Origin of the sequence: Bhargavaea ginsengi (assembly GCF_900109165.1) — a bacterium.
Classification (GTDB): Bacteria; Bacillota; Bacilli; order Bacillales_A; family Planococcaceae; genus Bhargavaea; species Bhargavaea ginsengi.
Genome location: NZ_FNZF01000001.1, coordinates 66,001 through 91,814, shown reverse-complemented (window position 1 = coordinate 91,814; position 25,814 = coordinate 66,001). Strand labels below are relative to the sequence as shown.

At 55.4% G+C, this 25,814-nt stretch carries 28 protein-coding genes; 27 read left to right on the top strand and 1 reads right to left on the bottom strand.

The annotated features are described in order from the left end of the window. Positions 1-207 precede the first annotated feature (207 nt). From aroC to BMX91_RS00340, 14 genes are all read left to right on the top strand, one after another. Complete coding sequence (aroC, locus tag BMX91_RS00405; protein ID WP_092048703.1) at positions 208-1,389, top strand: chorismate synthase; 1,182 nt, start codon at positions 208-210, stop codon at positions 1,387-1,389. 1 nt (position 1,390) lies between these two features. After that, positions 1,391-2,482, top strand: coding sequence for a 3-dehydroquinate synthase (aroB, locus tag BMX91_RS00400; protein ID WP_092048700.1), 1,092 nt, complete (start codon positions 1,391-1,393; stop codon positions 2,480-2,482). Further along, positions 2,482-2,871 (top strand): chorismate mutase, encoded by a 390-nt coding sequence (gene aroH, locus BMX91_RS00395; RefSeq protein ID WP_092050664.1) that lies wholly within the window; start codon positions 2,482-2,484, stop codon positions 2,869-2,871. The genes aroB and aroH overlap by 1 nt, the downstream gene beginning before the upstream one ends. Further along, positions 2,868-3,971 carry a histidinol-phosphate transaminase gene (gene hisC / locus BMX91_RS00390; protein WP_092048698.1) on the top strand — a complete coding sequence of 368 codons (1,104 nt, stop codon included), beginning with the start codon at positions 2,868-2,870 and terminating at the stop codon, positions 3,969-3,971. Before aroH ends, hisC begins: the two co-directional genes overlap by 4 nt. Positions 3,972-3,997: 26 nt before the next feature. Further along, entirely contained in the window at positions 3,998-5,104 is a 1,107-nt protein-coding gene (locus tag BMX91_RS00385; protein ID WP_092048696.1) for a prephenate dehydrogenase, read from the top strand. A gap of 21 nt (positions 5,105-5,125) precedes the next feature. Next, complete coding sequence (aroA, locus tag BMX91_RS00380; protein ID WP_092048693.1) at positions 5,126-6,418, top strand: 3-phosphoshikimate 1-carboxyvinyltransferase; 1,293 nt, start codon at positions 5,126-5,128, stop codon at positions 6,416-6,418. A gap of 87 nt (positions 6,419-6,505) precedes the next feature. Further along, positions 6,506-7,759 (top strand): tetratricopeptide repeat protein, encoded by a 1,254-nt coding sequence (locus tag BMX91_RS00375; protein ID WP_092048690.1) that lies wholly within the window; start codon positions 6,506-6,508, stop codon positions 7,757-7,759. Positions 7,760-7,778: 19 nt separating this feature from the next. Then, positions 7,779-8,333, top strand: coding sequence for a ReoY family proteolytic degradation factor (locus BMX91_RS00370; RefSeq protein ID WP_092048687.1), 555 nt, complete (start codon positions 7,779-7,781; stop codon positions 8,331-8,333). A 453-nt stretch (positions 8,334-8,786) separates the two neighbouring features. Next, positions 8,787-9,233 carry a YpiF family protein gene (locus BMX91_RS00365; RefSeq protein ID WP_092048684.1) on the top strand — a complete coding sequence of 149 codons (447 nt, stop codon included), beginning with the start codon at positions 8,787-8,789 and terminating at the stop codon, positions 9,231-9,233. A gap of 150 nt (positions 9,234-9,383) precedes the next feature. Beyond that, positions 9,384-9,887 carry a QcrA and Rieske domain-containing protein gene (locus BMX91_RS00360; RefSeq protein WP_092050662.1) on the top strand — a complete coding sequence of 168 codons (504 nt, stop codon included), beginning with the start codon at positions 9,384-9,386 and terminating at the stop codon, positions 9,885-9,887. A gap of 23 nt (positions 9,888-9,910) precedes the next feature. Beyond that, entirely contained in the window at positions 9,911-10,585 is a 675-nt protein-coding gene (gene qcrB / locus BMX91_RS00355; protein ID WP_092048681.1) for a menaquinol-cytochrome c reductase cytochrome b subunit, read from the top strand. 40 nt (positions 10,586-10,625) lie between these two features. Further along, a complete protein-coding gene (locus tag BMX91_RS00350; RefSeq protein WP_092048678.1) occupies positions 10,626-11,408 on the top strand; it encodes a menaquinol-cytochrome c reductase cytochrome b/c subunit in 783 nt (260 codons plus the stop codon). A 54-nt stretch (positions 11,409-11,462) separates the two neighbouring features. After that, a complete protein-coding gene (lhaT, locus tag BMX91_RS00345; protein ID WP_092048675.1) occupies positions 11,463-12,083 on the top strand; it encodes a lipoprotein heptaprenylglyceryl N-acetyltransferase LhaT in 621 nt (206 codons plus the stop codon). A 27-nt stretch (positions 12,084-12,110) separates the two neighbouring features. Then, positions 12,111-12,779: a zinc metallopeptidase gene (locus BMX91_RS00340; protein ID WP_092048672.1), complete on the top strand. Its 669-nt coding sequence runs from the start codon at positions 12,111-12,113 to the stop codon at positions 12,777-12,779. 86 nt (positions 12,780-12,865) lie between these two features. Here BMX91_RS00340 and BMX91_RS00335 read toward each other — a convergent pair whose 3' ends face one another. Next, positions 12,866-13,735, bottom strand: coding sequence for a YitT family protein (locus tag BMX91_RS00335; protein ID WP_092048670.1), 870 nt, complete (start codon positions 13,733-13,735; stop codon positions 12,866-12,868). A gap of 111 nt (positions 13,736-13,846) precedes the next feature. Between BMX91_RS00335 and BMX91_RS00330 the strand changes: the two genes are divergently transcribed. The 13 genes from BMX91_RS00330 to BMX91_RS00270 all read left to right on the top strand — a co-directional run bounded on the left by BMX91_RS00330 (position 13,847) and on the right by BMX91_RS00270 (position 25,802). Further along, the gene (locus tag BMX91_RS00330; RefSeq protein WP_092048667.1) at positions 13,847-14,182 is read left to right on the top strand and encodes a nucleotide pyrophosphohydrolase; all 336 of its coding nucleotides are present in this window, start codon (positions 13,847-13,849) and stop codon (positions 14,180-14,182) included. Beyond that, positions 14,182-14,940: a 4-hydroxy-tetrahydrodipicolinate reductase gene (gene dapB, locus BMX91_RS00325; RefSeq protein WP_092050660.1), complete on the top strand. Its 759-nt coding sequence runs from the start codon at positions 14,182-14,184 to the stop codon at positions 14,938-14,940. The genes BMX91_RS00330 and dapB overlap by 1 nt, the downstream gene beginning before the upstream one ends. Positions 14,941-14,954: 14 nt before the next feature. Continuing rightward, the gene (gene mgsA / locus BMX91_RS00320) at positions 14,955-15,371 is read left to right on the top strand and encodes a methylglyoxal synthase (protein WP_092048665.1); all 417 of its coding nucleotides are present in this window, start codon (positions 14,955-14,957) and stop codon (positions 15,369-15,371) included. Next, complete coding sequence (gene bshA, locus BMX91_RS00315; RefSeq protein WP_092048663.1) at positions 15,368-16,507, top strand: N-acetyl-alpha-D-glucosaminyl L-malate synthase BshA; 1,140 nt, start codon at positions 15,368-15,370, stop codon at positions 16,505-16,507. The genes mgsA and bshA overlap by 4 nt, the downstream gene beginning before the upstream one ends. Further along, positions 16,504-17,697, top strand: coding sequence for a CCA tRNA nucleotidyltransferase (locus BMX91_RS00310; RefSeq protein WP_092048660.1), 1,194 nt, complete (start codon positions 16,504-16,506; stop codon positions 17,695-17,697). Before bshA ends, BMX91_RS00310 begins: the two co-directional genes overlap by 4 nt. After that, a complete protein-coding gene (locus BMX91_RS00305) occupies positions 17,675-18,664 on the top strand; it encodes a biotin--[acetyl-CoA-carboxylase] ligase (RefSeq protein ID WP_092048657.1) in 990 nt (329 codons plus the stop codon). The genes BMX91_RS00310 and BMX91_RS00305 overlap by 23 nt, the downstream gene beginning before the upstream one ends. 250 nt (positions 18,665-18,914) lie before the next feature. Then, on the top strand, positions 18,915-19,763 hold the full coding sequence (gene panB / locus BMX91_RS00300) for a 3-methyl-2-oxobutanoate hydroxymethyltransferase (protein ID WP_092048654.1): 849 nt from the start codon (positions 18,915-18,917) through the stop codon (positions 19,761-19,763). After that, positions 19,750-20,607, top strand: coding sequence for a pantoate--beta-alanine ligase (panC, locus tag BMX91_RS00295; RefSeq protein ID WP_407640867.1), 858 nt, complete (start codon positions 19,750-19,752; stop codon positions 20,605-20,607). Before panB ends, panC begins: the two co-directional genes overlap by 14 nt. Then, positions 20,601-20,984, top strand: a complete 384-nt coding sequence (gene panD, locus BMX91_RS00290; protein WP_092048648.1) for an aspartate 1-decarboxylase — start codon at positions 20,601-20,603, stop codon at positions 20,982-20,984. The genes panC and panD overlap by 7 nt, the downstream gene beginning before the upstream one ends. Positions 20,985-21,128: 144 nt before the next feature. Next, positions 21,129-23,915, top strand: coding sequence for an ATP-dependent DNA helicase DinG (gene dinG, locus BMX91_RS00285; protein WP_177168208.1), 2,787 nt, complete (start codon positions 21,129-21,131; stop codon positions 23,913-23,915). A gap of 20 nt (positions 23,916-23,935) precedes the next feature. Further along, positions 23,936-24,106, top strand: a complete 171-nt coding sequence (locus BMX91_RS00280) for a YpmA family protein (protein ID WP_092048643.1) — start codon at positions 23,936-23,938, stop codon at positions 24,104-24,106. 7 nt (positions 24,107-24,113) lie between these two features. Beyond that, complete coding sequence (locus BMX91_RS00275) at positions 24,114-24,593, top strand: cell wall elongation regulator TseB-like domain-containing protein (protein ID WP_092048641.1); 480 nt, start codon at positions 24,114-24,116, stop codon at positions 24,591-24,593. 15 nt (positions 24,594-24,608) lie between these two features. Beyond that, on the top strand, positions 24,609-25,802 hold the full coding sequence (locus BMX91_RS00270; RefSeq protein WP_092048638.1) for a pyridoxal phosphate-dependent aminotransferase: 1,194 nt from the start codon (positions 24,609-24,611) through the stop codon (positions 25,800-25,802). Positions 25,803-25,814: the final 12 nt, after the last annotated feature.

Sequence of the window (25,814 nt, the reverse complement as noted above, 5' to 3'; positions counted from 1 at the left end):
ATGGCTGTGGACTTTCTTAAAACTTTATTCTGGGGATAAATGACAGTTGAAATAAAGACTTTTCGCCTTTTTAAAAAAGAGAGCGTTTTCATTTGCGGATAGTGATTAAACCCTTGTGTTTTCTGCGAAAATCCAAATGATTCACACGATGGGTTGTGTTATAGTGGTAAGAAAATTAAATGTATTTAGAGCCTGGGGGGAGCAGAAATGAGATATTTGACAGCGGGAGAATCCCACGGTCCACAGCTGACCGCAATTATAGAAGGACTGCCATCCAATCTTGAACTGACGGCGGAGTCCATTAACGGTGACCTTGCCCGGAGGCAGGGCGGTTATGGCCGCGGCCGTCGGATGCAGATTGAAAAAGATACAGTCGACATCACGGCAGGTGTGCGCCACGGAAAGACGATCGGAGCACCGGTTGCGCTGACCGTGACGAATGATGACTGGAAGCACTGGACAAAGATCATGGGAATCGAGCCCCTTCCGGAGGATGTCGATCCGGACGAGATCAAGCGCCGTGTGACACGGCCCCGTCCGGGACACGCTGACCTTGTCGGCGGCATGAAATATGGCCACCGTGATCTCCGCAATGTGCTGGAGCGCTCATCAGCCAGGGAAACGACTATGCGTGTTGCTGCAGGTTCCGTTGCCAAGAGTTTCCTGAAGGCGCTTGGCATCGAAGTGACGGCACATGTTGCAGAAATCGGCGGTGTAAAAGCCGACATGACCCTCCGCAACGGCAAGACGGTCAATGAGATCCGCGAAATTGCGTCTGCAGATGACGTTTATTGCATTGATCCGGCAGCATCGGAAAAGATGAAGCAGGCAATTGATGACGCAAAGGCGGCCGGCAACTCAATCGGCGGCGTCGTGGAAGTCATTGTCGACGGCTGCCCTCCCGGAGTAGGCAGCTATGTTCAATACGACCGCAAGCTGGATTCGAAAATTGCAGGAGCCATGGTCTCGATCAATGCGTTTAAAGGCGTCGAGTTCGGCCTAGGTTTTGAAATGGCACGGCTTCCGGGCAGTGAAGTCCATGATGAGATCGAATGGACGGAAGAATCCGGTTACCGTCGCCGCACGAACAACCTCGGAGGTTTCGAGGGCGGCATGACAACAGGCATGCCGATCGTGGTGCGCGGCGTCATGAAGCCGATCCCGACACTCTACAAGCCGCTGGAGAGCGTCGACATCGATACGAAAGAGCCGTTTAAGGCGAGCATCGAGCGATCTGACAGCTGTGCGGTGCCGGCGGCGTCCGTCGTCGCAGAACATGTCGTCGCATGGGAAGTGGCCAAAGCCATCTCCGAAACATTCCACAGTGACACGATCGAAGGGCTCCGGAAGAACATCAGGGAATTCCTCGATTACTCACGGGAGTTCTGACATGGAAACGGTCAGGGTCGATACACAGGATCGCAGTTATGATGTAACAGTGGGTCCGGACGCGCTGCAGGGGCTTGAAAGACTTCTTGCTGATGCGGACCGGGTCGCTGTAATTGCGGATGAAAAAGTGACAGCCCTGCATGGGGAACATCTTCGTGCAGCGCTTGGCGGAAACCGAAAGGACGTGGCTTGGCTGGATGTTCCGGCTGGCGAGTCCTGCAAGACGCTCGAGTGGTTCGGGCGAACGCAGCAATTTCTCCTGGATGCAGGATGCACACGCAAATCGGTATTGATCGCGTTTGGCGGGGGCGCATGCGGCGACCTTGCCGGATATGCGGCAGCCGCCTACATGCGCGGAATCCGGTTTATCCAGTGCCCGTCAACGATCCTTGCTCACGACAGCTCTGTCGGCGGAAAAACCGCGATCAACCTCCCCGGGGGCAAGAACATGACGGGGGCGTTCCATCAGCCAATTGCAGTGCTGTATGATACGAATCTTCTCCGGACGCTTCCTGAAGGAGAAGTCCGCTCCGGTATGGCGGAAGCGGTCAAGCACGTGCTGATTTCATCCCGGGAAGATGCATTGGAGCTGCTCCGCACGCTCGAGCTTGACGAAATGGGCGAAGAGGAACTGATACGGCTCATCGTCCGGGGCATCCGCGTGAAAGCGGAAATCGTCGGCCGCGATGAGCGGGAAGGATCCGTCCGCAAATTCCTCAACTTCGGGCACACTTACGGCCACGCGGTCGAGGCGGCCGCCGGCTATGGCGGTATCACACATGGCGAAGCCGTCATGATCGGGATGGTCTATGCGCTGATCCTGAGTGAACAGCAGGCGGGTGCAGCCAGGGAACTGACCGATACTCTCCAGGCATTTGCCGAACGGAACGGCTATCCGCTGAAAAAAATTGCGGATTATCCGTTTGGGAAATTGCTTGGCTATATGAAGAAAGATAAAAAAGCTTCCTTCGGGGACCTTCATTTCGTCCTTCTTCCGGAAGCAGGTGCACCGGATGTCCGGAGCGTCACGGAAGAGGACTGCGAGAAGGCTGACAGGGAACTAAGAATACGCATGGGGGTGGAACCGGAATGATGGTGAGGGGCATCCGCGGTGCGACATGCATCACGGCAGACGACGAACAGCAGATCATGCAGGAGACCGCCGCCCTGGCAAAGGAAATGGCGGAACAGAACGGATTGGAACCGGAAGAGATTGTCTCGGTGATCATCTCAACGACAACGGATATTTCATCCGGATTTCCGGCCAAGGCTGTCCGGACGATGGAAGGCTGGGAGTATGTACCGGTCATGTGCACCCATGAAATGGATGTACCCGGGGCGCTCCCGCTTTGCATCCGGCTGCTCATGCATGCAAATACTGCAAAGACACAAAAAGAAATCAGGCATATCTACTTGAACGAAGCGGTCCGCCTGCGTCCGGACCTGGCCGGAGCCGCTGCACGAAAGGAGGAAGCGAGATGAGGTGGAATCCCCGACTGGAAGGCATGAGGGCTTACGAGCCCGGCAAGACGATCGGAGAGGTCAAGCGGGAATTTGGCCTTGAACGCATCGTCAAGCTCGCTTCCAATGAAAATCCATTCGGCTGCTCAGCAGAAGTAAAGAAATTCATCGCAGAATCAGGGCTGGAGACTGAACTTTATCCTGACGGTTATGCGACGGAGCTGCGGGAAGCGCTGTCCGATCATCTTGGCATCAGCCCGCGGCAGCTTCTGTTCGGCGGGGGTTCGGACGAGCTGATCGTCATCCTTTCCCGTGCCCTCCTATCGGAGAACGAGAACACGGTCATGCCGTGGCCCTCATTTCCCCAGTATCGCCATAATGCAAGGATCCAGGGTACGGAGATCAGGGAAGTTTCCCTTCACGAAGACTTCAGCCACGATCTCGACGGCATGCTGAAAGCTATCGATGAAAATACTTCGATTGTATGGCTGTGCACGCCGAACAATCCGACCGGCGGAATTATTCCGCATGAAGAACTGAAAGCTTTCATCCGAAAGGTACCGGAGCATGTGCTCGTGATTGTCGACAACGCGTATCATGAATTTGTGACGGACCCGGCATATGCCGATCCGCTTACTCTTGTCGAAGAGTTCCCGAATGTGCTCGTTTTGCGCACTTTCTCGAAAGCTTATGGACTCGCGGCATTCAGAATCGGTTATGCAGTCGCGCGTGAAGAAGTCATTGCAAAGCTCGACCCTGTCCGTCCGCCGTTTAATACGAACGTCCTCGGCCAGCAGGCCGCTGCCTTCGCACTTGCTGACCAGGAGTTTATCGCAAGGACACGCCAGCAGAACGTGGCGGGCAAGGACCAGTACGTCCGTTTCGCAGAAGCGCACGGATTAAACTGTCCGGTCTCAGAAGCGAATTTCGTGCTGTTGGAAGTAAAGGGAAGCGCGGATGCCGCAGCGTATGAGCTGCTGAAGCGCGGATATATTGTACGGAGCGGGGACAAACTCGGCACACCGGGTTATCTGCGCATTACCGTGGGAACGCAGGAAGATAATGCGGGCCTGCTTGCCGCGCTTGAACAAGTGCTGGCACACGGAGTGCCTGAAGCGTAAGCAGTGTTTGATGGGAGTGTTGGGTTTTGTCAGAGTTAAAAGCTGCGATCATCGGCCTCGGCCTGATCGGGGGATCACTCGCCCTTGCGATCCAGCGCCACGGGAATGTCACGGTCACAGGTTTTGATGCCGATCCGGTGACGCTGCGTGAAGCGCAGACGCTCGGGGTGGTTCACCATACGGCAGGATCGGCGGCAGAAGCCGCCGAGGGCTGTGATTACATATTTTTTGCCACGCCCGTCAATGAGACGGTGCGGATGCTGAAGGAAGCTGCCGCGGGCTGGAAACTGAAAGAGGGAGCCATTCTGTCCGATACGGGGAGCACTAAAACCTGGATCATGGAAGAGGCGGGCGGCTTCGCCGGCGGCAGCGCAACCTTTGTCGGCGGCCACCCGATGGCAGGCTCACACAAAAGCGGGGTCCGGGCGGCCCGTGAGCACCTTTTTGAGAACGCCTATTACCTGCTGACCCCTGCAAGCAAGGAGGATGCGCCGGCTGTCAGGAAGCTGGAGGAGTTCCTCAGTGTGACTAAAGCAAAGACTGCGGTCGTGAGTGCAGAACAGCATGATGCCATGACAGCCGTGGTCAGCCATTTCCCGCATGTCGTCGCGGCATCGCTTGTGCGCCGGCTTGAAGAGGAGACCGAAGAGATGCCGTTTACCCGTGAACTGGCTGCGGGAGGGTTCCGGGACATTACCCGGATCGCTTCTTCCGATCCGGTCATGTGGCGCGACATCACCCTGCAAAACCGTGACGAGCTGGTGGGCCAGATTAATCTGTGGATCGAAGAGATGACCCATGTCCGGGACATGATCGAATCGGGTGACGCAGAGTTGATCCATGATTTTTATGGCGGGGCGAAAACCTACCGGGATGCCCTGCCTGCAAAGTCCCAGGGGGCGCTCTACACCACATTCGACCTGAACGTCAACATCCCGGACAGCCCGGGTGCGATTTCGGAAATCGCCGGTTATCTGGCGGATGCAGGCATCTCAATCACGAACGTGCGGATCGTCGAATCGCGGGCAGACGTATTCGGAATCATGGTCGTCAGCTTCCAGACGACAGAAGACCGGGAACAAGGCCGCAGGCTGCTGAGCGACCGGACAAATTATGATATCTACATCAGTTAATGGGGCAGGAGGCCGGAACTTATGGATAAGATGACATTGAATTACCCGCATGTACCGCTCCGAGGCACGCTCGACGTGCCGGGGGATAAATCCATCTCTCACCGGGCTGTCATGTTCGGCGGGATTGCCAAAGGGCGTACGACAGTCTCGGGCTTTCTGCCTGGAGAGGACTGCCTGCGCACTATTGAATGCTTCCGTCTGCTGGGAGCGGAAATCAGCCGTGACGGAACGGATCTGGTGATCGACAGTCCCGGCATCGGCAGCTGGAAGGAGCCGGAGGACATCCTATATACCGGGAACTCCGGCACGACGACCCGCCTGATGCTGGGGATTCTTGCCGGATCCGGCGTTCACTCCGTGCTGGCGGGGGATGAATCAATCGCGCACCGGCCTATGAAACGTGTTACGGGGCCGCTCCGTCAGATGGGGGCGGATATCCGGGGCCGTGAAGGTGCCCAGTATACGCCCATCTCCGTTCTTGGCGGGCCGCTGCAGCCGATCGACTATGAAATGCCGGTTGCGAGTGCTCAGGTCAAGTCGGCGATCCTATTCGCCTCGATGCGTGCTGACGGCACGTCGGTCATACGTGAAAAGGAAGTGTCCCGCGACCATACCGAACGAATGATGCGCAACTTCGGGATGGAAGTCGGGACCGGTAACGGTGTCATTACCCTGCGGGGTGGCCAGGACCTGGTCCCTGCACACGTGGACGTGCCGGGCGACATCTCGTCAGCAGCCTTTTTCCTCGCTGCAGGTGCCATGGTGGCCGACAGCGACGTGGTGCTAAGGAATGTCGGCCTGAACCCGACACGTACAGGCATGATCGACGTCCTCGAAGAGATGGGTGCCGATTTTACAGTGGACGAGGCAGACTCGGATGATTCGGAGCTTCGCGGTACGGTTACCATGCGTTCGTCTGCACTGAAGGCCGTGGAAATCGGCGGTGAACTGATCCCGCGCCTGATCGACGAAATTCCGGTCATCGCCCTGCTGGCCACCCAGGCTTCAGGAACGACCGTGGTCCGTGACGCGGAAGAACTCCGGGTCAAGGAGACGGACCGCATCGCGGCAGTTGCTGAAGAACTGAACAAGCTCGGAGCGGACATCACCCCTACCGAGGATGGCATGATCATCAACGGGCCGACGAAACTGTCGGGAGCGGTCCTCGATTCGAGGGGGGATCACCGCATCGGCATGATGGCCGCGGTCGCCTCGCTTGTTACAGATGGCCCGCTGGAACTGCAAGGTCCCGGATGCATCGCTATTTCCTATCCGGAATTCTTTGGCCACCTGGAATCCCTCCGCGGAGAATAAGCTCCCCGGAGGGGCTTTTTTCTTGTGAAGGAAGCCCTGCATCCAGTAGCATTGAAGTATGAAAAACGCGGGGACGGGTGAATACTGATGGAGACAATTGAACAGCTTCAACAATATATTCTGGATGGTGATTTCAAGAAAGCGGAGTCGCTCGTCCTTGAGATCGGAGCTTCATCCGATATGGAGACGCGATACATGGCAGCGGGAATCCTGTCCGAGTACGGCTTCCTGCAGGAGGCGGACACGCTTTATGAAAGCATGATTTCTCTCATGCCTGACGAGGCGCAGCTGAAAATCGACCGGGCGCAGGTGCTGATCGAGCTCGGAGAGGAAGACGATGCCCTCCTTCTGCTTACATCGGTCGGTTCACGGGAGGAAGAGTACCCGCAGGCACTTCTCGTTCTTGCAGACTACTACCAGATGTCCGGCATGGCGGAAGCAGCACTCAGAAAAGTTGAGGAAGCCTCAGAGATCCTGCCGGATGAGCCCGCGGTGAAGTTCGCCAAAGCGGAGCTTCTGCTCGACGGCGGACGGTATGCGGAGGCTGCAAGGCTCTACAAGGAGGTCCGGCAGTCCGCCGGAGAAGTGGCAGGTATCAGGCTTTCCGACCGCATAGCGGAAGCCTACGCCGCCGGAGCGGCCTATGAAGAAGCACTGCCGTATTATGCGGAATCACTTGAAGATTCAAGGACGCCGGATATGCTGTTCGGCTACGCGTATGCCGCCTACCAGAGCAAGCAGTATGCAGAGGCTATCAGGACGCTGGAAGAACTTAAGGCGATGGACCCTGACTACTTTTCCGCTTATGCCCTTCTGGCACAGGCGCAGACCATGGAAGGGGAGGACGAAGCCGCCTACACGACACTTCGTGAAGGTCTGTCCCGGGACAAATATGACAAGGAGCTTTATTTGTCCGCGGGTAAGCTGGCACTCAAGACCGGCAGGCAGGACGAAGCCGAAACCCATTTCCAAGAGGCGATTGCACTCGACCCGGAGTATATGGAGGCGCTCCATGCGCTGATGTCGCTGTATGATCACCAGGAACGCAATGGAGAGATTATCGCGATGATCGGTGAGCTGCGGGAAGAAGGCCGTGACTGGCCGTCACTTTATCCGTTTGCGGCGTCCGCGTTTGAGCGGGAAGAACAATACAAAGAGGCATATGAATTTTACCGGCTGGCATATAATGATTTCAGGGAGGACCCGCATTTCCTCGAGAAATTTGCCCTTTTCCTTCTGGATGAAGGAAAAAGGGAAGAGGCCATCGAATTGATAAAGCAACTCGCCGTCCTAATGCCGGACGATCCGAGATGGTCTTCATTCCTGGAAATGGAAATGTAATGGGAAAGGAGGGGATGGTGTGACAGCGTCAGTCCCGGTCGCCGAGAAAAAGGAGTTTGTCAGGTGGTTTCTGAAAACCTACCATTTAAAACGGCGGGAATGCGTGTGGATCCTGAATTATCTCCTGAGCCACGACCAGCTTCTCAACCATGTGCGCTTTGTCGACGAGGCTCACTACTGCCCGAGGGCGATGGTCATGTCCACAACCGACTCGGACGGCATCCCGTTCCGTTTTTACAAAGGGAACCTGATGACGGCGGATGCCGAGAAGTCGTTCCACGACCTCCGGCTCCATCCGGAAGAGAACATGTACCTTCAGCTCAACTTCCCGAACCGGCATGCATGTCCGGAATATGCGGCAGTGCTGGAGGACAATCCGTTTGTGCCGGAGTATATCAGGATCAGCGACAAGGACCGCCGGGATGCGGAGCAGCTGCTTGAAGAAAGCGTCCTCGCTTTCCGGGAAGAACAGCTACTACGCCAGATCGACGAAGCCCTTGACAAGAACGACAAAGAAAAATTCTTCGCCCTCTCCAAGGCTCTGCAGTCTATCAAGGAGGTCGGCGCCAAATGACTTCATCGACCACGATGAAGTCTTTTTCTTTGCTTGGTAATTGATCAATTTCGTAATCATAATTCCATTTGGCATCTGCGTGCAAAAGCAAAGCATTGCGCGGCATCACTCGGGGGCTTCAGCTCATGCTATTCCCACAGGAATGCTCCATCGGAAAAGGAAGAGCGGAAAGACCCTGCAAGGGGCTTGATGCCTTCCCCGCGGAAAGCCTGCGCCGGAACGGAAATCAACCGCCCTTTCTTCATGAGGAGCTTTCTTTAGTTGATTCCATAGGGAAGACTTCCCCCTTCTCCACTGCGAAAAGTCAAAATCGACTCGTCCCTCGCCGTGTTTCCTTTATCTCATTTCGAAAGGTTTCAGTTTGTACGTTGCTGAACGGGCGCCTGCGCTTTTGTTGTGGTAAAGTGAGGAAGCGAAGTATGTATTGATGGAAGCTTTAGGAGGAGTCATTTAATGAACTGGACCGCTAACGACATCGATCTGTATATGCAGCAGCAGGAGTATATCGACACCGCACTGATTCCGCTTGTCCATATCGGCGGCGGGGGAGCGATGAAGCAGAGCGCCTCTTCGGCAGAGTTCCTCTTGAACCTGTCCGCCTTCATCGAACGCCAGTTCAAGGGGCGTGTCGTGCTGTTCCCGCCCTTTAGCTATACCGATGGCAATGACAGGGAGCGGCTTGCGGCTGAATGGGGGTCCTCGGTGTCGGACATGCCGTTCAGGCATGTCTTCTATCTGACCACTGACCCGTCCTGGTCCCGCGAAGGCATCATTGAAGATGCGATCTGGATTCCGTCCATTCCGCTCGAGAGCATGGACAAAAAACTGAAGCAGTCTGTCCTGGAGGATCAGGTCCGCCAGATCATCCCTGTTCTGACCTCGAAGTGGGCAAGTGAATAAAGCCGACAAAAAAAGTTCACAATCTACATGGACCGCCAAATGCTTTGTTGAATTTCGATTTTGATTGGGATATCATAGATATGTCCTAGCTAAGCTATTCAGTAAAAGTTTGTCCGATGGACTGAACCTTTAGTAAGAGGGGGGAACATGATGAGCAATACTCGAGTTTCACGACGCCAATTCCTGAACTACACACTGATGGGCGTCGGCGGATTCATGGCTTCCGGAATGCTCATGCCAATGATCCGTTTCGCAGTGGACCCTGTCCTCGAAGCCGGCGCTGCGGGAGATTACATCCCGACAAGCCAAAAGGTGAGCGAGCTGACAGAAGAGCCGGTACGTGTTGACTTCACGTACGATCAGGTTGACGGCTGGTATGAGTCCGAAGTGACCGGTACCGCATGGGTTTACAAGGAGGGCGACAAAGTCGTCGCGCTTTCACCTGTATGTAAGCACCTCGGATGCACAGTCAACTGGGGCGGGGATTCAGCCCATCCGAATCAATTCTTCTGCCCATGCCACGCGGGCCGCTATGAGAAGAACGGCCAGAACGTCCCGGGCACACCGCCGATCGGGCCGCTGGACGAGTTCGATGTAAAAATCGAAGACGACCTGCTCTATCTTGGGGCAACAAAACCGAATACGTTGATTTAATCTAGTTAGGGGGTAAGACAACCGTGCTGAACAAGATCTACGATTGGGTGGACGAGCGGTTGGACATCACGCCGATCTGGCGCGATATCGCCGACCATGAAGTACCTGAGCACGTAAACCCTGCGCATCACTTTTCTGCATTCATTTATTGTTTCGGTGGCCTGACGTTCTTCATAACGGTCATCCAGATCCTGTCCGGAATGTTCCTGACGATGTACTACACGCCGGACATCGAAAATGCATGGAGATCCGTTTACTATCTTCAGAATGAAGTAGCATTCGGCGAAATTGTGCGCGGTATGCACCACTGGGGAGCATCTCTCGTTATTGTCATGATGTTCCTCCACACTCTTCGGGTATTCTTCACAGGCTCCTACAAGAAGCCTCGTGAGCTTAACTGGATGGTCGGGGTTATGATCTTCGTCGTTATGCTTGGCCTCGGCTTTACGGGCTACCTGCTCCCTTGGGACATGAAGGCCCTGTTCGCAACGAAAGTCGGCATCGAGATCGCCGCTTCCGTACCGTTCATCGGGGAATGGATCAAGATCCTCCTTGCAGGGGATTCGACGATCCTTGGTGCACAGACACTGACACGCTTCTTCGCGATTCATGTCTTCTTCCTGCCGGCCGCTCTGCTCGGACTGCTCGCAGCGCACTTCATCATGATCCGGAGACAAGGTATTTCCGGTCCGTTGTAAGAATGGCGGACAATACGATCCTTAAAGAGGAGGGGACACTATGCATCGCGGTAAAGGGATGAAATTTGTCGGGGATTCCCGTATCCGTTCTTACGAGAAGAACCGGATCCCTAAAGACTATTCAGAGTATCCAGGCAAGACTGAGGCGTTTTGGCCGAACTTCCTTCTGAAAGAATGGATCATCGGCGCAGTCTTCCTTGTTGGCTACCTGATCCTAACGGCCGCACATCCGTCGCCACTCGAGCGGCAGGCCGATCCTACAGACACGGGTTATATCCCGCTGCCTGACTGGTACTTCCTACAAATGTACCAACTTCTGAAATATGAGTTTGCATCCGGCCCATGGAACATTGTTGGTGCCATCATCATGCCGGGTCTTGCCATCGGCGCACTCCTGCTTGTACCGTTCATGGATACATCGAAGGAACGACGTCCGTTCAAGCGCCCGCTTCCTACAGCTTTCATGCTCCTCACACTGTTTGCGATGATTTACCTGACTTGGGAATCCGTCGCGAACCACGACTGGGAAGCAGCAAAAGCACAGGGTGAAATCGTCGAGGAAGCAGAGTTTGACACTTCCGATCCGGGCTATGAGATCTACATGGGCCAATCGTGTGTCACCTGCCACGGCGAAAACTTCGAAGGAACACCTGCAGGAGTACCGCTCACAGGTACAGGCCATACACCTGAAGAGATTGCGGACATCGCCGTGAATGGCGTTGTCAAGGACGGCCAGCAGACCATGCCGGCTGACGCATTCTCCGGCAGTGAAGAAGAGCTCCAGCAGCTTGCCGAGTTCCTCTCGACTGTCACACAGCAATAATTCCGAAAGAAAGAGCCAGGGAACTGGCTCTTTTTTCTTACCCGGAGGTAAGCCATGCAATCCGTGATTCCATACGTCCGCGCGGCACTGGAAGACCGCCGCTTCCTCATCCTGTTGTTTTTCATCAATCTCGGCGGCACGATATACGGCTATATCTGGTATGAGTCCCAGCTCAGGATTACCGAACCGATCTTCCTCCTGTTCGTACCGGACAGCCCGACGGCAAGCCTGTTCTTCACCCTGGCAGTTGGGGCGTGGATCTGGGGAAGGCACTGGAAGCTAATCGAGGCGCTTGCCCTGATCACACTTGTCAAATACGGCCTTTGGGCGGTCGTCATGAACATCTGGACACTTGTAGAAGTCGGTACGATCGGTCCCAGTGGCTGGATGCTCGTCGCTTCCCACTTCCTGATGGCGGTCCAGGCGGTGCTTTATCTGCCGAAGTATGCATTCGGCATCTGGCATATCGCCATTGCCGGGGTGTGGACGCTGCATAATGACGTGATCGACTATGTGTTCGGACAGATGCCGATCTACGGCCGGATTATGGAACATATCCGCATCATCGGCTACTTCACGTTTTGGCTGTCGCTCGCCTGCATCGCTCTCGCAGTCTACGGGTGGCGCCGCCGGTCCGTTTCAGTTGCGGCAGGGGCACAGGAGCCGTTAAAATAAAGAGAGAGACAAAAGGGAGGAAGACGAATGTTCCTGATCTACCTGATCATCATCATTGCACTGCCCCTCTATTCGCAGTTCAAAGTCAAAAGTACGTACAACAAGTATGCTCGCGTCCGCTCCACATCCGGCATGACCGGAAGGGAAGTGGCACGGCTGATTCTTGACCGGAACGGTCTCGAAAACGTCAAAGTGGTTGAAACCCAGGGCGTCCTGTCCGACCACTATAATCCGATGACCAAGACAGTCGCGCTCTCCTCGGACAACTACCACAACGCATCCGTTGCCGGCACGGCTGTAGCAGCCCACGAAGTCGGCCACGCCATCCAGGATGCGCAAGACTATGCGTTCCTGCGCTTCCGTCACCGGCTGGCGCCTGTCGCGAACATCACGTCCAACGCGTCCTGGATTTTCATCATGGCCGGTCTTTTCTTCTCCAGCATGAACAATCTGCTCGGAATCGGGATCGTGCTCATGGCGGTCGGCGTCCTGTTCCAGATTGTGACGCTTCCTGTCGAATTCAACGCTTCCAGCCGGGCGATGAATACGATTGTCGAGCTGGGCATTATCCGAAACGAAGAGGAACCCCACGCCAAAAAGGTGCTTAATGCAGCCGCTCTTACCTATGTGGCAGCAGCAGCCGTCGCTGTACTCGAACTTGTACGTCTTGTTCTGATTTTCCAAAACCGCGAATAACAGACATGAAAAGCACCCCGGCATTTCTTCACGGAATGCCGGGGTGCTTTCGTATGTTTTCAGTTTGGTGCAGTCGGCCGTCAGCGTCAGTCCAGCGGCTTTTTTTCCTCATCCAGTGTGAAGCCTTCACCCATGACGTCATGGACATCGGTGACCGAAACGAATGCTGACGGATCCACGCTGTTGATGATGTTCTTCAGCCTGACAATTTCGTTTTTGCCGACCACGCAGTACAGGACTTCACGTTCCTGCTTGGTATAATGACCCCGTCCTTTCAGCACGGTCACGCCGCGGTCCATCTCCTGTGTAATCTTGTCCGCAATCTCATCCTGCCATTCGGAGATGATCCAGGCCCCGCGACCTGAGTATGCGCCTTCCTGGACAAAGTCGATGACCCGTGCGCCGACATAAACGGCGACAAGCGTATACATCATCTTCGGCATGGTCAGGTAGGTTGCCCACGACAGGAGGATGACACCTGCATCAAAGATGAACATCGTGCGCCCCATGCTCCAACCGTAGTACTTGTTCGCCAATCGGGCGATGATGTCCACGCCTCCCGTCGTCCCGCCGAACCGGAAGATGATCCCGAGCCCGATCCCAATGAAGACACCGGCGAACAGGGAGACGAGGAGGAGGTCATTCTCCATGTTGATATCGTATTGGTATACCGTGAAGATGCGGAGGAAGACCGACACCGCAACTGTTCCCACAACCGTATATACAAACGTTTTCCGGCCGAGCAGTTTCCAGCCGATAAAGAACATCGGCACGTTCAGGACCAGGTTCATGATCGCCGGGTCCAGGTCGAAGACGAACAGGAGGATCAGCGTCAGGCCTGTGAATCCACCCTCCGCCAGCTCATGCTGGATATTGAAATGGACAAGGCCGAAACTGAAGATGGCCGCGCCGATCAAGATCATGATCAGGTTTTTCAATTTGATTCCCCGGAACAAAAGCAACACCCCTTCGGAACAAGTCTGTCCCCACATCCAGTATCCTTTATTCAATTAGTTTTGACAATAGAGCAGGGGATTATATACGATTGACGAAGGAGTGATGGACGAATGAATGAATCCCGTACGATGAAGGACATGCAACAAGAAGTGGATCGTTACATATCCCAGTTTAAGGAGGGGTATTTCCCGCCAATGGAGATGCTCGCAAGGCTGACCGAAGAGCTGGGCGAACTGTCGAGGGAAGTGCAGCATGTGCACGGAACCAAAAAGAAAAAGCCGGGGGAAGCGGAAAAATCCCTCGAAGAGGAGACAGGCGACTTGTTCTTCGTCCTCGTCTGTTTTGCGAATGCGAACGGAATCGACCTTGACCAGGCACTGGCCGGGGTCATGGAGAAGTTCAACCGCCGTGATAGCGGGCGCTGGACAAAAATCGGGGAGGAATGATGATGATCCGTGTAGCAGTAGCTGGTCCGCGCGGACGCATGGGGGCGCTTGCGGTCGAGACGATGATCACAGGAAAGGATTTCCTGCTGGTTGGCGTCCTGGACAGAAAAATGGCGGAAAAGGCGGACACGCTGGCAGGCGCTGTCCCGATCTATACAGACATGGCCACCCTCGCGCAGGAGGCCCAGCCGGATGTGCTGGTCGAACTGACCAATCACGAATCGGTCTACCCGCATACAAGGGATGCGATCTTGAACGGCATCCGACCCGTGGTCGGTACGAGCGGACTCAAGGAAGAGCAGATCACCAGACTATCGGAACTCGCCAGTGAGCACAAAATCGGCTGCATCCTTGCGCCCAATTTCTCGGTCGGGGCGGCTCTTCTCATGAAGTTTGCTGCGATGGCCGTGAAGTATATGCCGGAGGCCGAGATCATCGAAATGCACCATGATGGAAAGAAAGATTTTCCTTCCGGTACGGCGGCGCTCACAGCGAGGATGATGGCTGATTCGAAGGGCACAGAACCTAATCAGCCGGATGGCCGGGGTACGGATATTTCCGGTGTCCCGGTTCACAGCGTCAGGCTCCCGGGGCTGCTTTCCCACCAGGAGGTGCTGTTCGGCGGCGACGGGCAACTGCTTACGCTCAGGCACGATTCCTTCAGCAGGCAATCCTACATGTCCGGAATGACGCTTGCCGTGAAGGATGTTATGAACAGGGACCGTCTCATTGACGGACTTGATAAGATCATCGGGTAACAGGAGGGGTTGGAATGAATATTGCACTGATCGCACACGACAGGAAGAAAGATGACCTGATCCAGTTTGTCATCGCTTACCTGCCCATCTTCAAAGAACACGCATTGTTTGCGACAGGCACGACGGGCAAGCTGATTGCCGAGGCGACTGGACTGGACATCCACCGGTTCCGGTCGGGACCTCTTGGGGGCGACCAGCAGATCGGAGCAATGGTAGCGGAGAACCGCCTGGATCTCATCATCTTCTTCCGTGATCCGCTCACGGCTCAGCCTCATGAGCCGGATGTTTCCGCACTCCTCCGGCTGTCGGATGTGTACAAGGTGCCGCTCGCCACGAACATGGGAACGGCGGAAGTGCTGCTCCGCGGACTGTCCGAAGATCACTTGGACTGGCGGCTAAACAAGAACCCGGATGGCGGTGGCGGCGCATGAGAAACCTGAAAATCGGAATCACTTGTTACCCGTCCCTTGGAGGGTCCGGAGTTGTTGCGACCGAACTTGGCATTTTGCTGGCTGAACGCGGCCACGAGGTGCATTTCATCACATCGGGCCGGCCGTTCCGCCTTTATATGGACCAGCCGAATATCAAGGTGCATGAAGTCGAAGTCGGCCAGTACGCTGTCTTTAAGTTCACGCCTTATGATATCGCTTTGGCAAACAAAATTTCTGAAGTCATCATTGAAGAGGAACTGGATATCCTGCATGCCCACTACGCCGTCCCCCATGCCATCTGCTCCGCGCTGGGGCGTGATATGGCGGGTGTGCCCATACCGATCATTACAACGCTCCACGGGACGGATGTGACGATCCTCGGCCATGACCGGACACTCGCGGGAACAGTTAAATATGGGATCAACAAGTCGGATATGACAACGGCGGTTTCCCATTCTCTAAAACAGGAAACGTATGAGCTGATCAGGCCGTCGAAGGAAATCCGCACCATCTACAATTTCATCGACGAAAGGCAGTACCGCCCCGTCGACGCCCACCATATAAAGGTTGGGCTCGGCATCGCGGAATCGGACAAGCTCCTGATCCACGTATCCAACTTCCGGAAGGTCAAGCGTATTGAAGATGTGATCCGGAGCTTCTCAATCATCAACCGGGAAGTCCCGTCGAAACTTCTCCTGGTCGGCGACGGACCGGAGGCAGAGGCGATCCATACACTCGTTCAGGAAGAAGGACTCGGAATGGAAGTGCTTTTCCTCGGGAAGCGCGACGACCTGCCTGATCTGTTTTCAATCAGCGACCTGAACATGCTCGTTTCGGAAAAAGAGGCATTCGGCCTTGTCCTGATCGAGGCAATGGCTTGCGGCGTGCCGTGTATCGGCTCTGATATCGGAGGAATTCCGGAAGTGATCGAAGACGGGAAAAACGGTTTTATCCGGCCTCTCGGCGACATCGAGGGGTATGCGGAGTCCGCAATCCGTATTTTGAAAGATCCGGAGCTTGCTGCAAAGTTTTCCGAAGATGCCATGCGGTCGGTGCGTGAACGGTTCAGCTCGGAGCGGATCGTCCGCGAATACGAGTCGGCTTATTACGAATTGCTGGAGCGGAAGGAACCGTGACGGATCTGCACTGGACCTCGGCTTTTGAAATAGTGGAACGTCTCAGGCAAGCGGGGCATGAGGCGGTGATTGTAGGGGGAGCGGTCCGCGACAGGCTGATGGGCCAGCCTGCCCACGACGTTGATGTCGCGACCGCAGCGCTGCCCGAAGAGGTCAAGGCAATCTTTCCTAAAACGGCTGATGTCGGCATCGCGCATGGGACGGTCATGGTCCTCGATCCGTCCCCTCCGGTCGAAGTGACCACCTACAGGACCGAGGGGACCTACACCGATCACCGCAGGCCGGACACGGTGGAGTATGTGACCTCGCTGAAAGAGGACTTGCGGCGCCGTGATTTCACGATGAATGCCATCGCCATCCGCGGTGACGGCTCCCTTTTTGATCCGTTCGGCGGAGAAGAGGATATCCGGCGGGGGATCATCCGGGCTGTCGGTGATCCCGGAGAACGCTTTGAGGAAGATGCGCTGAGAATGCTCCGTGCTGTCCGTTTTGCCGCGAAGACGGCCTTCACGGTCGAACCCGGCACAAAAACAGCAATTACCGCACATGCGGCAAGCATTTCCCATGTTTCTGTAGAGCGCATCAAGATTGAAATGGATAAAATCTGGTTAAGCGGACGCTCGGGACTGGCGGCCAGGCTGATGCAGGAGACAGGACTGGCAGGACAACTTCCGATGATGGGAAAGGCATTTGCCCCGGGGAATGCCGTCATCTGGGACAGGCTTGGCAAGCCTGATGAACCTGCCGAGGGCTGGGCGCTGCTTGAGCTCCTTGGCGGTGAACCGGATGGAAATCCGTACAAGCTGTCGAACAAGGAGAAGCGGGCGGTGCGTGAGATCCTCACCGCATGCCGGATCCGTTCGGAGCGCCAGCTAAGCCCGATGGATGCCTACCGGCTGCCTGAATACGCACTTTTGGCGGGGGCAAGGTTCGCCTATCTGACGGATATGACTGAGGAGCCGGATGATCCGGCCGCCGTCGCCAGGATGAAAAACGAACTTCCGATCCGGTCGCTCAGGGACCTGGCCGTAACCGGGAATGACCTGATCGGATGGTATGGCAGGAAGGGCGGTCCATGGGTGAAGGAGTGGCTCGCCAACATCGAGGAAGCGGTCGTCACCGGGCGTCTCATGAACACCCGGGAAGACATCAAAGGATGGTTTTTAGATGGAATTGAAAGTGAAAGATAAAGAAAGCCTGCTCCGGCGGCTTATGGTTGCCGGCGGGGAGCCGGTCTCCGGACAGATGCTGGCTGATGAGGCCGGTGTCTCCCGTACCGCTGTCTGGAAATGGGTCCGGGAACTTGAGGAGGATGGCTATACCGTCCGCTCAGTCCGGAAAAAAGGATATGTGCTGGAGGCATCTCCTGATCGGCTGAGCCCCGCGCTGATCAGGCAACACCTGAAAGATGACCGGTTTGTCAAAGACATCATCCACTACGAATCTGTGGGTTCGACGATGCCGCTGGCCCATAGGGAAGCGCAAAATGGCGCCCCGGACGGAACAGTGATCGTGGCCGAAGAGCAGACGGAGGGCAGGGGCCGGCTCGCCCGGCCATGGTCCTCGGCGGCGGGAAAGGGCATCTGGATGAGTGTCATCCTGAAGCCGGATATCCCGCCGCACCGGGCGCCCCAGTTTACACTGATCGCTGCGGTGGCCATCTGCCTGGCCATCCGTGAGACGGCGGAAGTGGAAGCACGCATCAAGTGGCCGAATGACCTCCTGGTCGGCAGGCGCAAGGTGACGGGCATTCTGACGGAACTTCAGGCCGATCCCGACCGTGTCCAGGCGATCATCATCGGTACCGGCATCAATGTGAACCAGGAACTGGATGACTTCCCTGCCGAGCTGGCAGACATCGCGACATCAGTCCGCATCGAAGCCGGACAGCAGGTGGATCGTGCGGCGCTGGCTGCGGCAGTACTGACGAACCTCGGAAAATATTCCCGGCTTTATATCGAGGAAGGCTTCACCCCCATCAAAGAGCTCTGGGAAAAGAACTCAGATACAATCGGCAGGAAAGTGAATGCCGTCATGATGAGGGAGAAGGTCACCGGTACAGCCATCGGCATCACGGAGGACGGCGTACTTGAGATCCGTACAGAAGACGGCGGCATTCGCGGCATTTATTCCGCAGACATCGAGCCGGCAGAATAACCTCTTGCGCCCGGAAACCGCTTTCTGCTATATTGAAGGCGGAGAAGGGCGGTATCGTAACTGAACTGCACCTGAAACAAGCTGAAAGACCGGAAAAAGCGAATCAATCCTCAATGGGATGGATCGCCAATAGACTTGTTCCGCCTTGATCCGAAAAAGACAGGGACGGAGAAGACCGGAATGCATATTCAGCCCTTCTGCCATTTTTTGGCGGGAGGGCTTTTGGTTTTCTCCCGAAAGGAGAAGAACGATGAAAACCACTTCAGATCTGCTGAAGAAAAAGAAGAACGGCGAAAAGATCGCGATGCTGACGGCGTACGACTATCCGACGGCGAAAATGGCTACTGAAAATGGAATCGATGTTTTACTCGTCGGAGATTCCCTTGGAATGGTCGTACTGGGTTATGAATCGACTGTGCCGGTAACGTTGGATGATATGATCCATCATGGAAAAGCGGTCCGGCGCGGTTCGGGGCACACGTTCATGGTGGTGGACATGCCCTTTGGAACTTATCACGGCAACCCCGACAGGACGCTTGAAGACGCGGTCCGGCTGTTCCGTGAAACAGGTGCGGATGCGTTGAAGCTGGAAGGGGCGGGTATCGTGACAGATGCCATCAGACGTCTCGTTTCCGCGGGTATCCCGGTCGTCGCCCACTTGGGGCTCCTGCCGCAGTCAGCGGGTGTGACAGGGGGCTATAAAGTGCAGGGCAAGACGGCTGAAGACGCACTCCGCCTGGTCCGTGAAGCGAAGGAAGTGCAGGAGGCGGGTGCCTGCATGCTCGTCCTTGAATGCATTCCTCACCAGCTTGCCGGCCGGATCACCGAAGAACTTTCCATTCCCGTGATCGGAATCGGAGCCGGAGCGGAAACAGACGGCCAGGTGCTCGTCTTCCATGACATGATCGGCTACGGCAGCCACTATGTGCCGAAATTCGTCCGACAGTTTGCAGATGCAGGAAAGCCGATCCGTGAAGGGATCGCAGCGTATTCAGAAGCCGTCGGAGACGGCTCCTTCCCTGCCGAAGCGCACCGCTTCACGATGAAAGAAGAAGAGGCCGGCAAACTGTATGGAGGCGATCCTGTTGAAGCACATTGATAAAGTCGCAGACATGGCCGCAGTATCGGGGCGCCTGGCTTCGGAAGAGAAGAGCATCGGATTCGTCCCGACGATGGGCTATCTGCATGAGGGGCATTTGGCTCTTGTCGAGGAAGCCAGGAAAGAAAATGATATCGTGATCATGAGCATCTTCGTCAATCCGGCACAGTTCGGTCCCGGAGAAGACTTCGACAGCTATCCGAGAGACCTGGAGCGGGATGCCGCGCTTGCAGAAAAAGCGGGAGTCGACATCCTGTTCCATCCGTCACCTGAAGAGATGTATCCCCAAAAAAGCGATATCCGCATCATGCCCGGCAAACAGGCAGACGTTTTGTGCGGTGCAAGCCGTCCGGGGCACTTTGACGGTGTCCTGAAAGTGATCACGAAGCTGTTTCACCTGACGCGGCCGGAGCGGGCCTACTTTGGTCAGAAGGACGCCCAGCAACTTGCCATCATCGAAACCTTTGTCAGGGACTATAACTTCCCCGTCGAAATCCGGCGCGTACCGACTGTCAGGGAAAAGGACGGGCTCGCAAAAAGCTCACGGAATGTCAGGCTGACACCGGCAGAACGACAGGAAGCCCCGTCCATTTATGAAGCCTTGCGTAAAGGGAGCAGGATGCTCCGGGAAACGGGAGATGCTGATCGCGCACTTAAAATTGTGCGTGATGGACTCGCACTTATCCCTGGCGGAAAGACCGATTATGCGGAAATCCTAGAGTATCCGTCACTCCGGCCCCTTACTGCGGAATCGCAGGAAGCGATCGTCGCCGCAGCGGTGCAGTTTTCCGGCGCGCGCCTGATCGATAACATACTGGTCGCGATGGATGATAAAACATGCTGAAAATCATACTGAACGGCAAAATCCACCGTGCAACTGTCACGGAAGCCAACCTGAACTATGTAGGCAGCATCACCATCGACCGAGACATCCTGGACGCGGCCGGCATGGTGCCGAACGAAAAGGTCCAGATCGTCAACAACAACAATGGCGCCCGCTTCGAAACGTATATTATAGAAGGCAGCCGCGGTAGCGGAGTCATCTGTGTGAACGGTGCCGCCGCCCGACTTGTCCAGCCGGGCGATATCGTCATCATCCTGAGTTATGTCCACGTGGATTCGAAAGAAGCGGAACAGCATACGCCGAACATCGTACTGATGGGCGAAAAAAACCGGATCGATGCCGTTATCGGCCACGAGCCGGAAGCGACGATCTATTGAAATGCGGACTCCCGGGCCATAGGCTCCGGGAGTTCTTTTGTTCCGCATCTGAATGAACCAGCTTTAGGCGGCCGCGAGACGATTCAAGGCCGCTGGTTGTGGTACAATTTCCGTAAGACACCGACGGACAGCGAGATGATAAAGATGGATGGAAAACGATATGCGGTCGTGGATCTTGAAACGACCGGACATTCACCGAAGAGTGGAGACCGGATTATCGAAATCGGGATGGCGCTCGTGGAAAACGGCAGCGTGACAAAAACGTATGCCACATTCCTGAAGCCCGGACGGAAAATCCCTGCCTTCATCAGCAGCCTGACCGGCATCCGGGAAAAGGATGTGGCAGACGCACCGCTGTTCGAGGACCGGGCCGCGGAAATCCGGGAATGGCTGGAAGGCTGTGTGTTCGTCGCGCATAATGTTTCGTTCGATCTGCCGTTTCTGCAACACGAATTCCGGCGGGCAGGACTCCCGAAATGGAGCGGTGAAACAGTTGATACAGTGGAGCTTGCAAAAATCATCTGCCCCTCGGCGCCGAGTTTCAAGCTGCAGGATATAGCAGCGGAATTCGGCATCGGCCTGGAGAATGCCCACCGTGCCATCGAAGACGCCACAGCGACCGCGGAACTCCTCATCCGGCTTCAGGAAGAAACAGACAAGCTCCCTGAGCCGACGCTATCCATCCTCCACAAGCGGTCATTCCGCCTCAAGTCCGACCTGAGCTCCCTCTTCTATGAAGCGCTCAAGAAGAAGAGGAGACATGTCGCGGGGGAGAAAGGCTGCTTTACATGGAAGGGTATCGCAATGAAAAATCCGATTCCGCAAAAGAATCGGGTTTCTGCTGACATCGGATATCCCGAAGGCAAAGATGCAAAAGAAACTCGTTTCCGCCATGCGTTCGAAAAGTATGAGGAGCGGCCTGCACAGTCTGCGATGATGGATGCCGTTTACGATTCTTTAGAATCTAAGACCGAAATTGCTGTCGAGGCCGCGACCGGCATCGGCAAGACGTTCGCCTACCTGCTCCCGGCAGCGGTACATTCTGTACGGGAAAGACGGCCTGTCGTCATCAGCACCCATACCAATCATTTGACCGAACAGATCATCGGCCGAGATATGGAAAAAGCAGAGCGGGCCGTCGGAGTGCCGCTTCGCACGGCTCTTCTGAAGGGAGTCGGTCACTATATCGATCTCGAACGGTTTGCGGGCATCTTGGCGGCGGAGGATGAGTCCTACGATGAGACCCTCGCCATCCTGCAGGTGGTTGTCTGGCTTGCGGGCACAGAGACGGGTGATCTGGAAGAACTCAACGTTTCCGGCGGTGGACGGCTGTTCCTCGATAAAATCCGGAAATACCGAGCGGCCGTCCGCGACAGCGGACTGGAGAATTCCGATTTCTACCTCCGGTCGCTGCACCGTGCACGGAACGCGGACCTGCTCATCACCAATCATGCCATGCTCCTTTCCACACAGGACCGTATCCATTCACCGTTCCCGAACATATCTGGAATGGTCATTGATGAGGCACATCAGTTCATCACCGCTGCCAGAGCCCATGCGGAGACTCTTTTCTCCTACACGGATTTTAAATATACACTCGGGCAGATGGGCAAACCCGGTGAAGGGCTACTGCAGGACCGGTTCGTTTCGCTGTCCCGCAAAACCGGCATGCCCGGAGAACGCGAAGCCGAGCGTTCCGGAGAAATGTACGACCGGGCGATGGACGCTTTTGATGCCGCATTTGAAGGAATGCAGTCTCTGATTCAGACTTTGGGTGCAGACCGTCCGCATGAGCAGAAGCGGACGTTTGCGCTCACCGATCTCGAACCGCTTGTCCTTCTCTGTAGGGAGGCGGGAGAATTGCTGTATGCATACCTTGACAAGGTGGCTGAACTCACCGGACCGCTTATGAATGGAGCGGGGGAGAAGTACCCGGAAGAAGCCCGTTTCTATTCAGAGTGGCAGCACTGGGTCCGTGAAATCCGCCTGCAGGCCGCCGGTTGGATGGAGTTGTTCGGCCCGGCTGGTCTGGATGATGCGGCTGCATGGATCGAGGCGGATATGAGGAGCATTCCCGGCAGTCTGAAAATTGTGCGCCAGCCGGCGGATGTCTCCGGATTGATCCGGCAAGCGGTGAAACCCGATGGCCGGTTCGGTGTAATCTGGACATCCGGGACACTTTCGCTGCCTGGGCGGGAGCGGTTCATCGCTGATCAGATCGGTCTTCCCAAAACGGTGGAAATCCAAAAGTTCGCCGCACCCCCCGAGTTTTACCGTGGCGCGAAAATGTATATCGTGAGCGATATGCCTGACATTCTTAACGTGCCGCAGCAGGAATATATCGAATCAGTTGCGGATGCGGTCGTCCAGGCAGTCATCGCGACAGGGGGCAGGTGTTTTGTACTATTCACCTCTCATGATATGCTCAGAAAAACGTATGAACTGATCGTGGACAGCGAACTGCTTGCAGAGCACATGCTGATCGCCCAGGGCATTACGCCGGGTAGCCGGATGCGCCTCTTGAAATCATTTCAGCGCTTCAGCAATTCCGTCCTTTTCGGAACCGACAGCTTCTGGGAAGGAGTAGACGCACCGGGTGATGCGCTCGCCGCTGTCATCGTTGTCCGCCTGCCATTCAGTTCGCCTGAGAACCCTCTGTTCAAGGCACGTGCAGCCAGAATTGCCGCATCCGGAAAAAATCCGTTCCAGGAACTCTCCCTCCCGGAAGCCATCATCAAATTCAGGCAGGGATTCGGACGGCTGATCCGCTCGTCATCAGACCGGGGCGCATACATCGTTCTTGACCGGCGCATCGAGAAGAAGTCGTACGGCCATGATTTTATCCGTGCACTTCCGCCGGTTCCAGTCGAGAAAGTAGGCCTCGGTGATATGGTGCTTGAATTGGAAAGTTGGTATAATGACAAAGTATGAATACAGAAGGCAGGTCAAATATGGAAAGCAGAATCGAAATCGTGAATACGGTCAAAATCAAGCATCAGCCGGATCTGTACAAAATCGTTGATGCGCTCAATCGGACATTAAAGGAAGATGACCTGATGTTCGGCCTGGCGCTTGATCCGGATGATCAGGAAACAGCCGTATTCACGATATACAGGACGTGACAGCGTCATGAAAAACCGGAAAAGGTTCAGCATTATCCTCGTGCTCGCATTTATCACGCTGATCGGTGTCATTCTCTTTTACACCGCTCAGAAGCCGATCGGCAACGCGGAGGAAAAGGCGGAAACGCGTGCCATCGATGAAGGCCATCTAACGGAAATTTCCAGGTCGTACCCGGTCAATGGCTCCGAACCGTCGATTACAGTTCTCGGCAAGAACAAGGACGGAAAGCCGGCAGCAGTATTTGTTCCGGACGGTACAGAAGGGGAAATGCGTTCCGTGCTTTTGAAAGACGGCATCGGTTTCAGGCAGGCGCTTGATGTTGTACGGGAGGACATGGATGTCCGCAAAGTCCTGCATGTGCATCTTGGCAATGATGAAAGCGGGCCGTTCTGGGAAGTGGCATTTACCGGGCCGGATGATAAGCTGAACTATGTTCATCTCAATTTTGGAGATGGCAAAGTACGCAAAAAAATATTGAACTTATAGGAAGGGGTTCCCGGCATGGAGCGCAGACTCGCAAAACGTACAGAAACGCTTACGCCATCGACAACGCTCGCAATCACGGCAAAGGCGAAGCAGATGAAAAAAGAGGGCATCGATGTCATCGGACTCGGTGCCGGGGAGCCGGATTACAATACACCGGATCATATCATTGAAGCAGCCTATGCCTCGATGAAGGAAGGCAAGACGAAATACACGCCGGCTGGCGGCCTTCCGGAGCTGAAGGATTCGATTATCCGGAAAATGTCACGGGACCACGGACTTACATACAAGCCATCCGAAGTGATGGTCGGCATCGGGGCGAAGCATGTCCTCTATACGCTTTTCCAGGTCATTCTTGACCCGGGTGACGAAGTTATCATTCCTATTCCTTATTGGGTCAGCTACCCGGAACAGGTCAAGCTCGCGGGCGGTGTGCCTGTTCATGTTGAGGGATCGGTTGATTCCGGATTTAAAATTACGGCGGAGCAGCTGAAAGAAGCCGTATCAGAAAAGACGAAAGCGTTCATCCTGAATTCACCGAGCAACCCTTCGGGCATGATCTATACGGAGGACGAGCTGCGCGCCATCCTGGAAGTGTGCAGGGAAGCGGACATCTGGATCATCTCTGATGAGATATATGAAAAGCTGATTTATGGAGATGCCGGGCACGTATCCATCGCAACGCTTTCGGAAGACGCGAAAGAGCGGACGATCGTGATCAACGGCGTCTCGAAATCCCACTCGATGACCGGCTGGCGAATCGGCTACGCGTGCGGCGACGAAGCGGTCATCAAGGCGATGACGGACCTCGCGAGCCACTCCACTTCAAACCCGGTCACGACGTCGCAGTATGCGGCGATCGAGGCCTATGACGGCTCGTGGGATGCGGTCGAGAAAATGCGGAAAGATTTTGGAGAGCGGCTAGAAGCCGTTTATCCGATTCTTTCAGATATCCCGGGATTCAAGGTATTGAAGCCACAGGGCGCGTTCTACCTGCTTCCGGATGTTTCGGAGGCAGTGCGCAAAACAGGATTCGGAGACACCGACGCCTTTGCCCAAGCATTGCTGGAAGAAGCGAAAGTCGCAGTTATTCCGGGCAGTGGATTCGGCGCGCCGGATACGATCCGGCTCAGCTACGCGACCGAACTTTCACAATTCAAGGAAGCCGTCCGGCGGATCCGTGAATTTGTGGAAGCGCGCTGGCAAGACTGAACGAAAATACGG

Coding starts and splice junctions, on each gene's coding strand:
- aroC (WP_092048703.1), top strand. CDS start 208: ATGAGATATTTGACAGCGGGAGAATCCCACGGTCCACAGCTGACCGCA.
- aroB (WP_092048700.1), top strand. CDS start 1,391: ATGGAAACGGTCAGGGTCGATACACAGGATCGCAGTTATGATGTAACA.
- aroH (WP_092050664.1), top strand. CDS start 2,482: ATGGTGAGGGGCATCCGCGGTGCGACATGCATCACGGCAGACGACGAA.
- hisC (WP_092048698.1), top strand. CDS start 2,868: ATGAGGTGGAATCCCCGACTGGAAGGCATGAGGGCTTACGAGCCCGGC.
- aroA (WP_092048693.1), top strand. CDS start 5,126: ATGGATAAGATGACATTGAATTACCCGCATGTACCGCTCCGAGGCACG.
- BMX91_RS00375 (WP_092048690.1), top strand. CDS start 6,506: ATGGAGACAATTGAACAGCTTCAACAATATATTCTGGATGGTGATTTC.
- BMX91_RS00365 (WP_092048684.1), top strand. CDS start 8,787: ATGAACTGGACCGCTAACGACATCGATCTGTATATGCAGCAGCAGGAG.
- BMX91_RS00360 (WP_092050662.1), top strand. CDS start 9,384: ATGAGCAATACTCGAGTTTCACGACGCCAATTCCTGAACTACACACTG.
- BMX91_RS00350 (WP_092048678.1), top strand. CDS start 10,626: ATGCATCGCGGTAAAGGGATGAAATTTGTCGGGGATTCCCGTATCCGT.
- lhaT (WP_092048675.1), top strand. CDS start 11,463: ATGCAATCCGTGATTCCATACGTCCGCGCGGCACTGGAAGACCGCCGC.
- BMX91_RS00340 (WP_092048672.1), top strand. CDS start 12,111: ATGTTCCTGATCTACCTGATCATCATCATTGCACTGCCCCTCTATTCG.
- BMX91_RS00330 (WP_092048667.1), top strand. CDS start 13,847: ATGAATGAATCCCGTACGATGAAGGACATGCAACAAGAAGTGGATCGT.
- dapB (WP_092050660.1), top strand. CDS start 14,182: ATGATGATCCGTGTAGCAGTAGCTGGTCCGCGCGGACGCATGGGGGCG.
- mgsA (WP_092048665.1), top strand. CDS start 14,955: ATGAATATTGCACTGATCGCACACGACAGGAAGAAAGATGACCTGATC.
- bshA (WP_092048663.1), top strand. CDS start 15,368: ATGAGAAACCTGAAAATCGGAATCACTTGTTACCCGTCCCTTGGAGGG.
- BMX91_RS00305 (WP_092048657.1), top strand. CDS start 17,675: ATGGAATTGAAAGTGAAAGATAAAGAAAGCCTGCTCCGGCGGCTTATG.
- panB (WP_092048654.1), top strand. CDS start 18,915: ATGAAAACCACTTCAGATCTGCTGAAGAAAAAGAAGAACGGCGAAAAG.
- panD (WP_092048648.1), top strand. CDS start 20,601: ATGCTGAAAATCATACTGAACGGCAAAATCCACCGTGCAACTGTCACG.
- dinG (WP_177168208.1), top strand. CDS start 21,129: ATGGATGGAAAACGATATGCGGTCGTGGATCTTGAAACGACCGGACAT.
- BMX91_RS00280 (WP_092048643.1), top strand. CDS start 23,936: ATGGAAAGCAGAATCGAAATCGTGAATACGGTCAAAATCAAGCATCAG.
- BMX91_RS00275 (WP_092048641.1), top strand. CDS start 24,114: ATGAAAAACCGGAAAAGGTTCAGCATTATCCTCGTGCTCGCATTTATC.
- BMX91_RS00270 (WP_092048638.1), top strand. CDS start 24,609: ATGGAGCGCAGACTCGCAAAACGTACAGAAACGCTTACGCCATCGACA.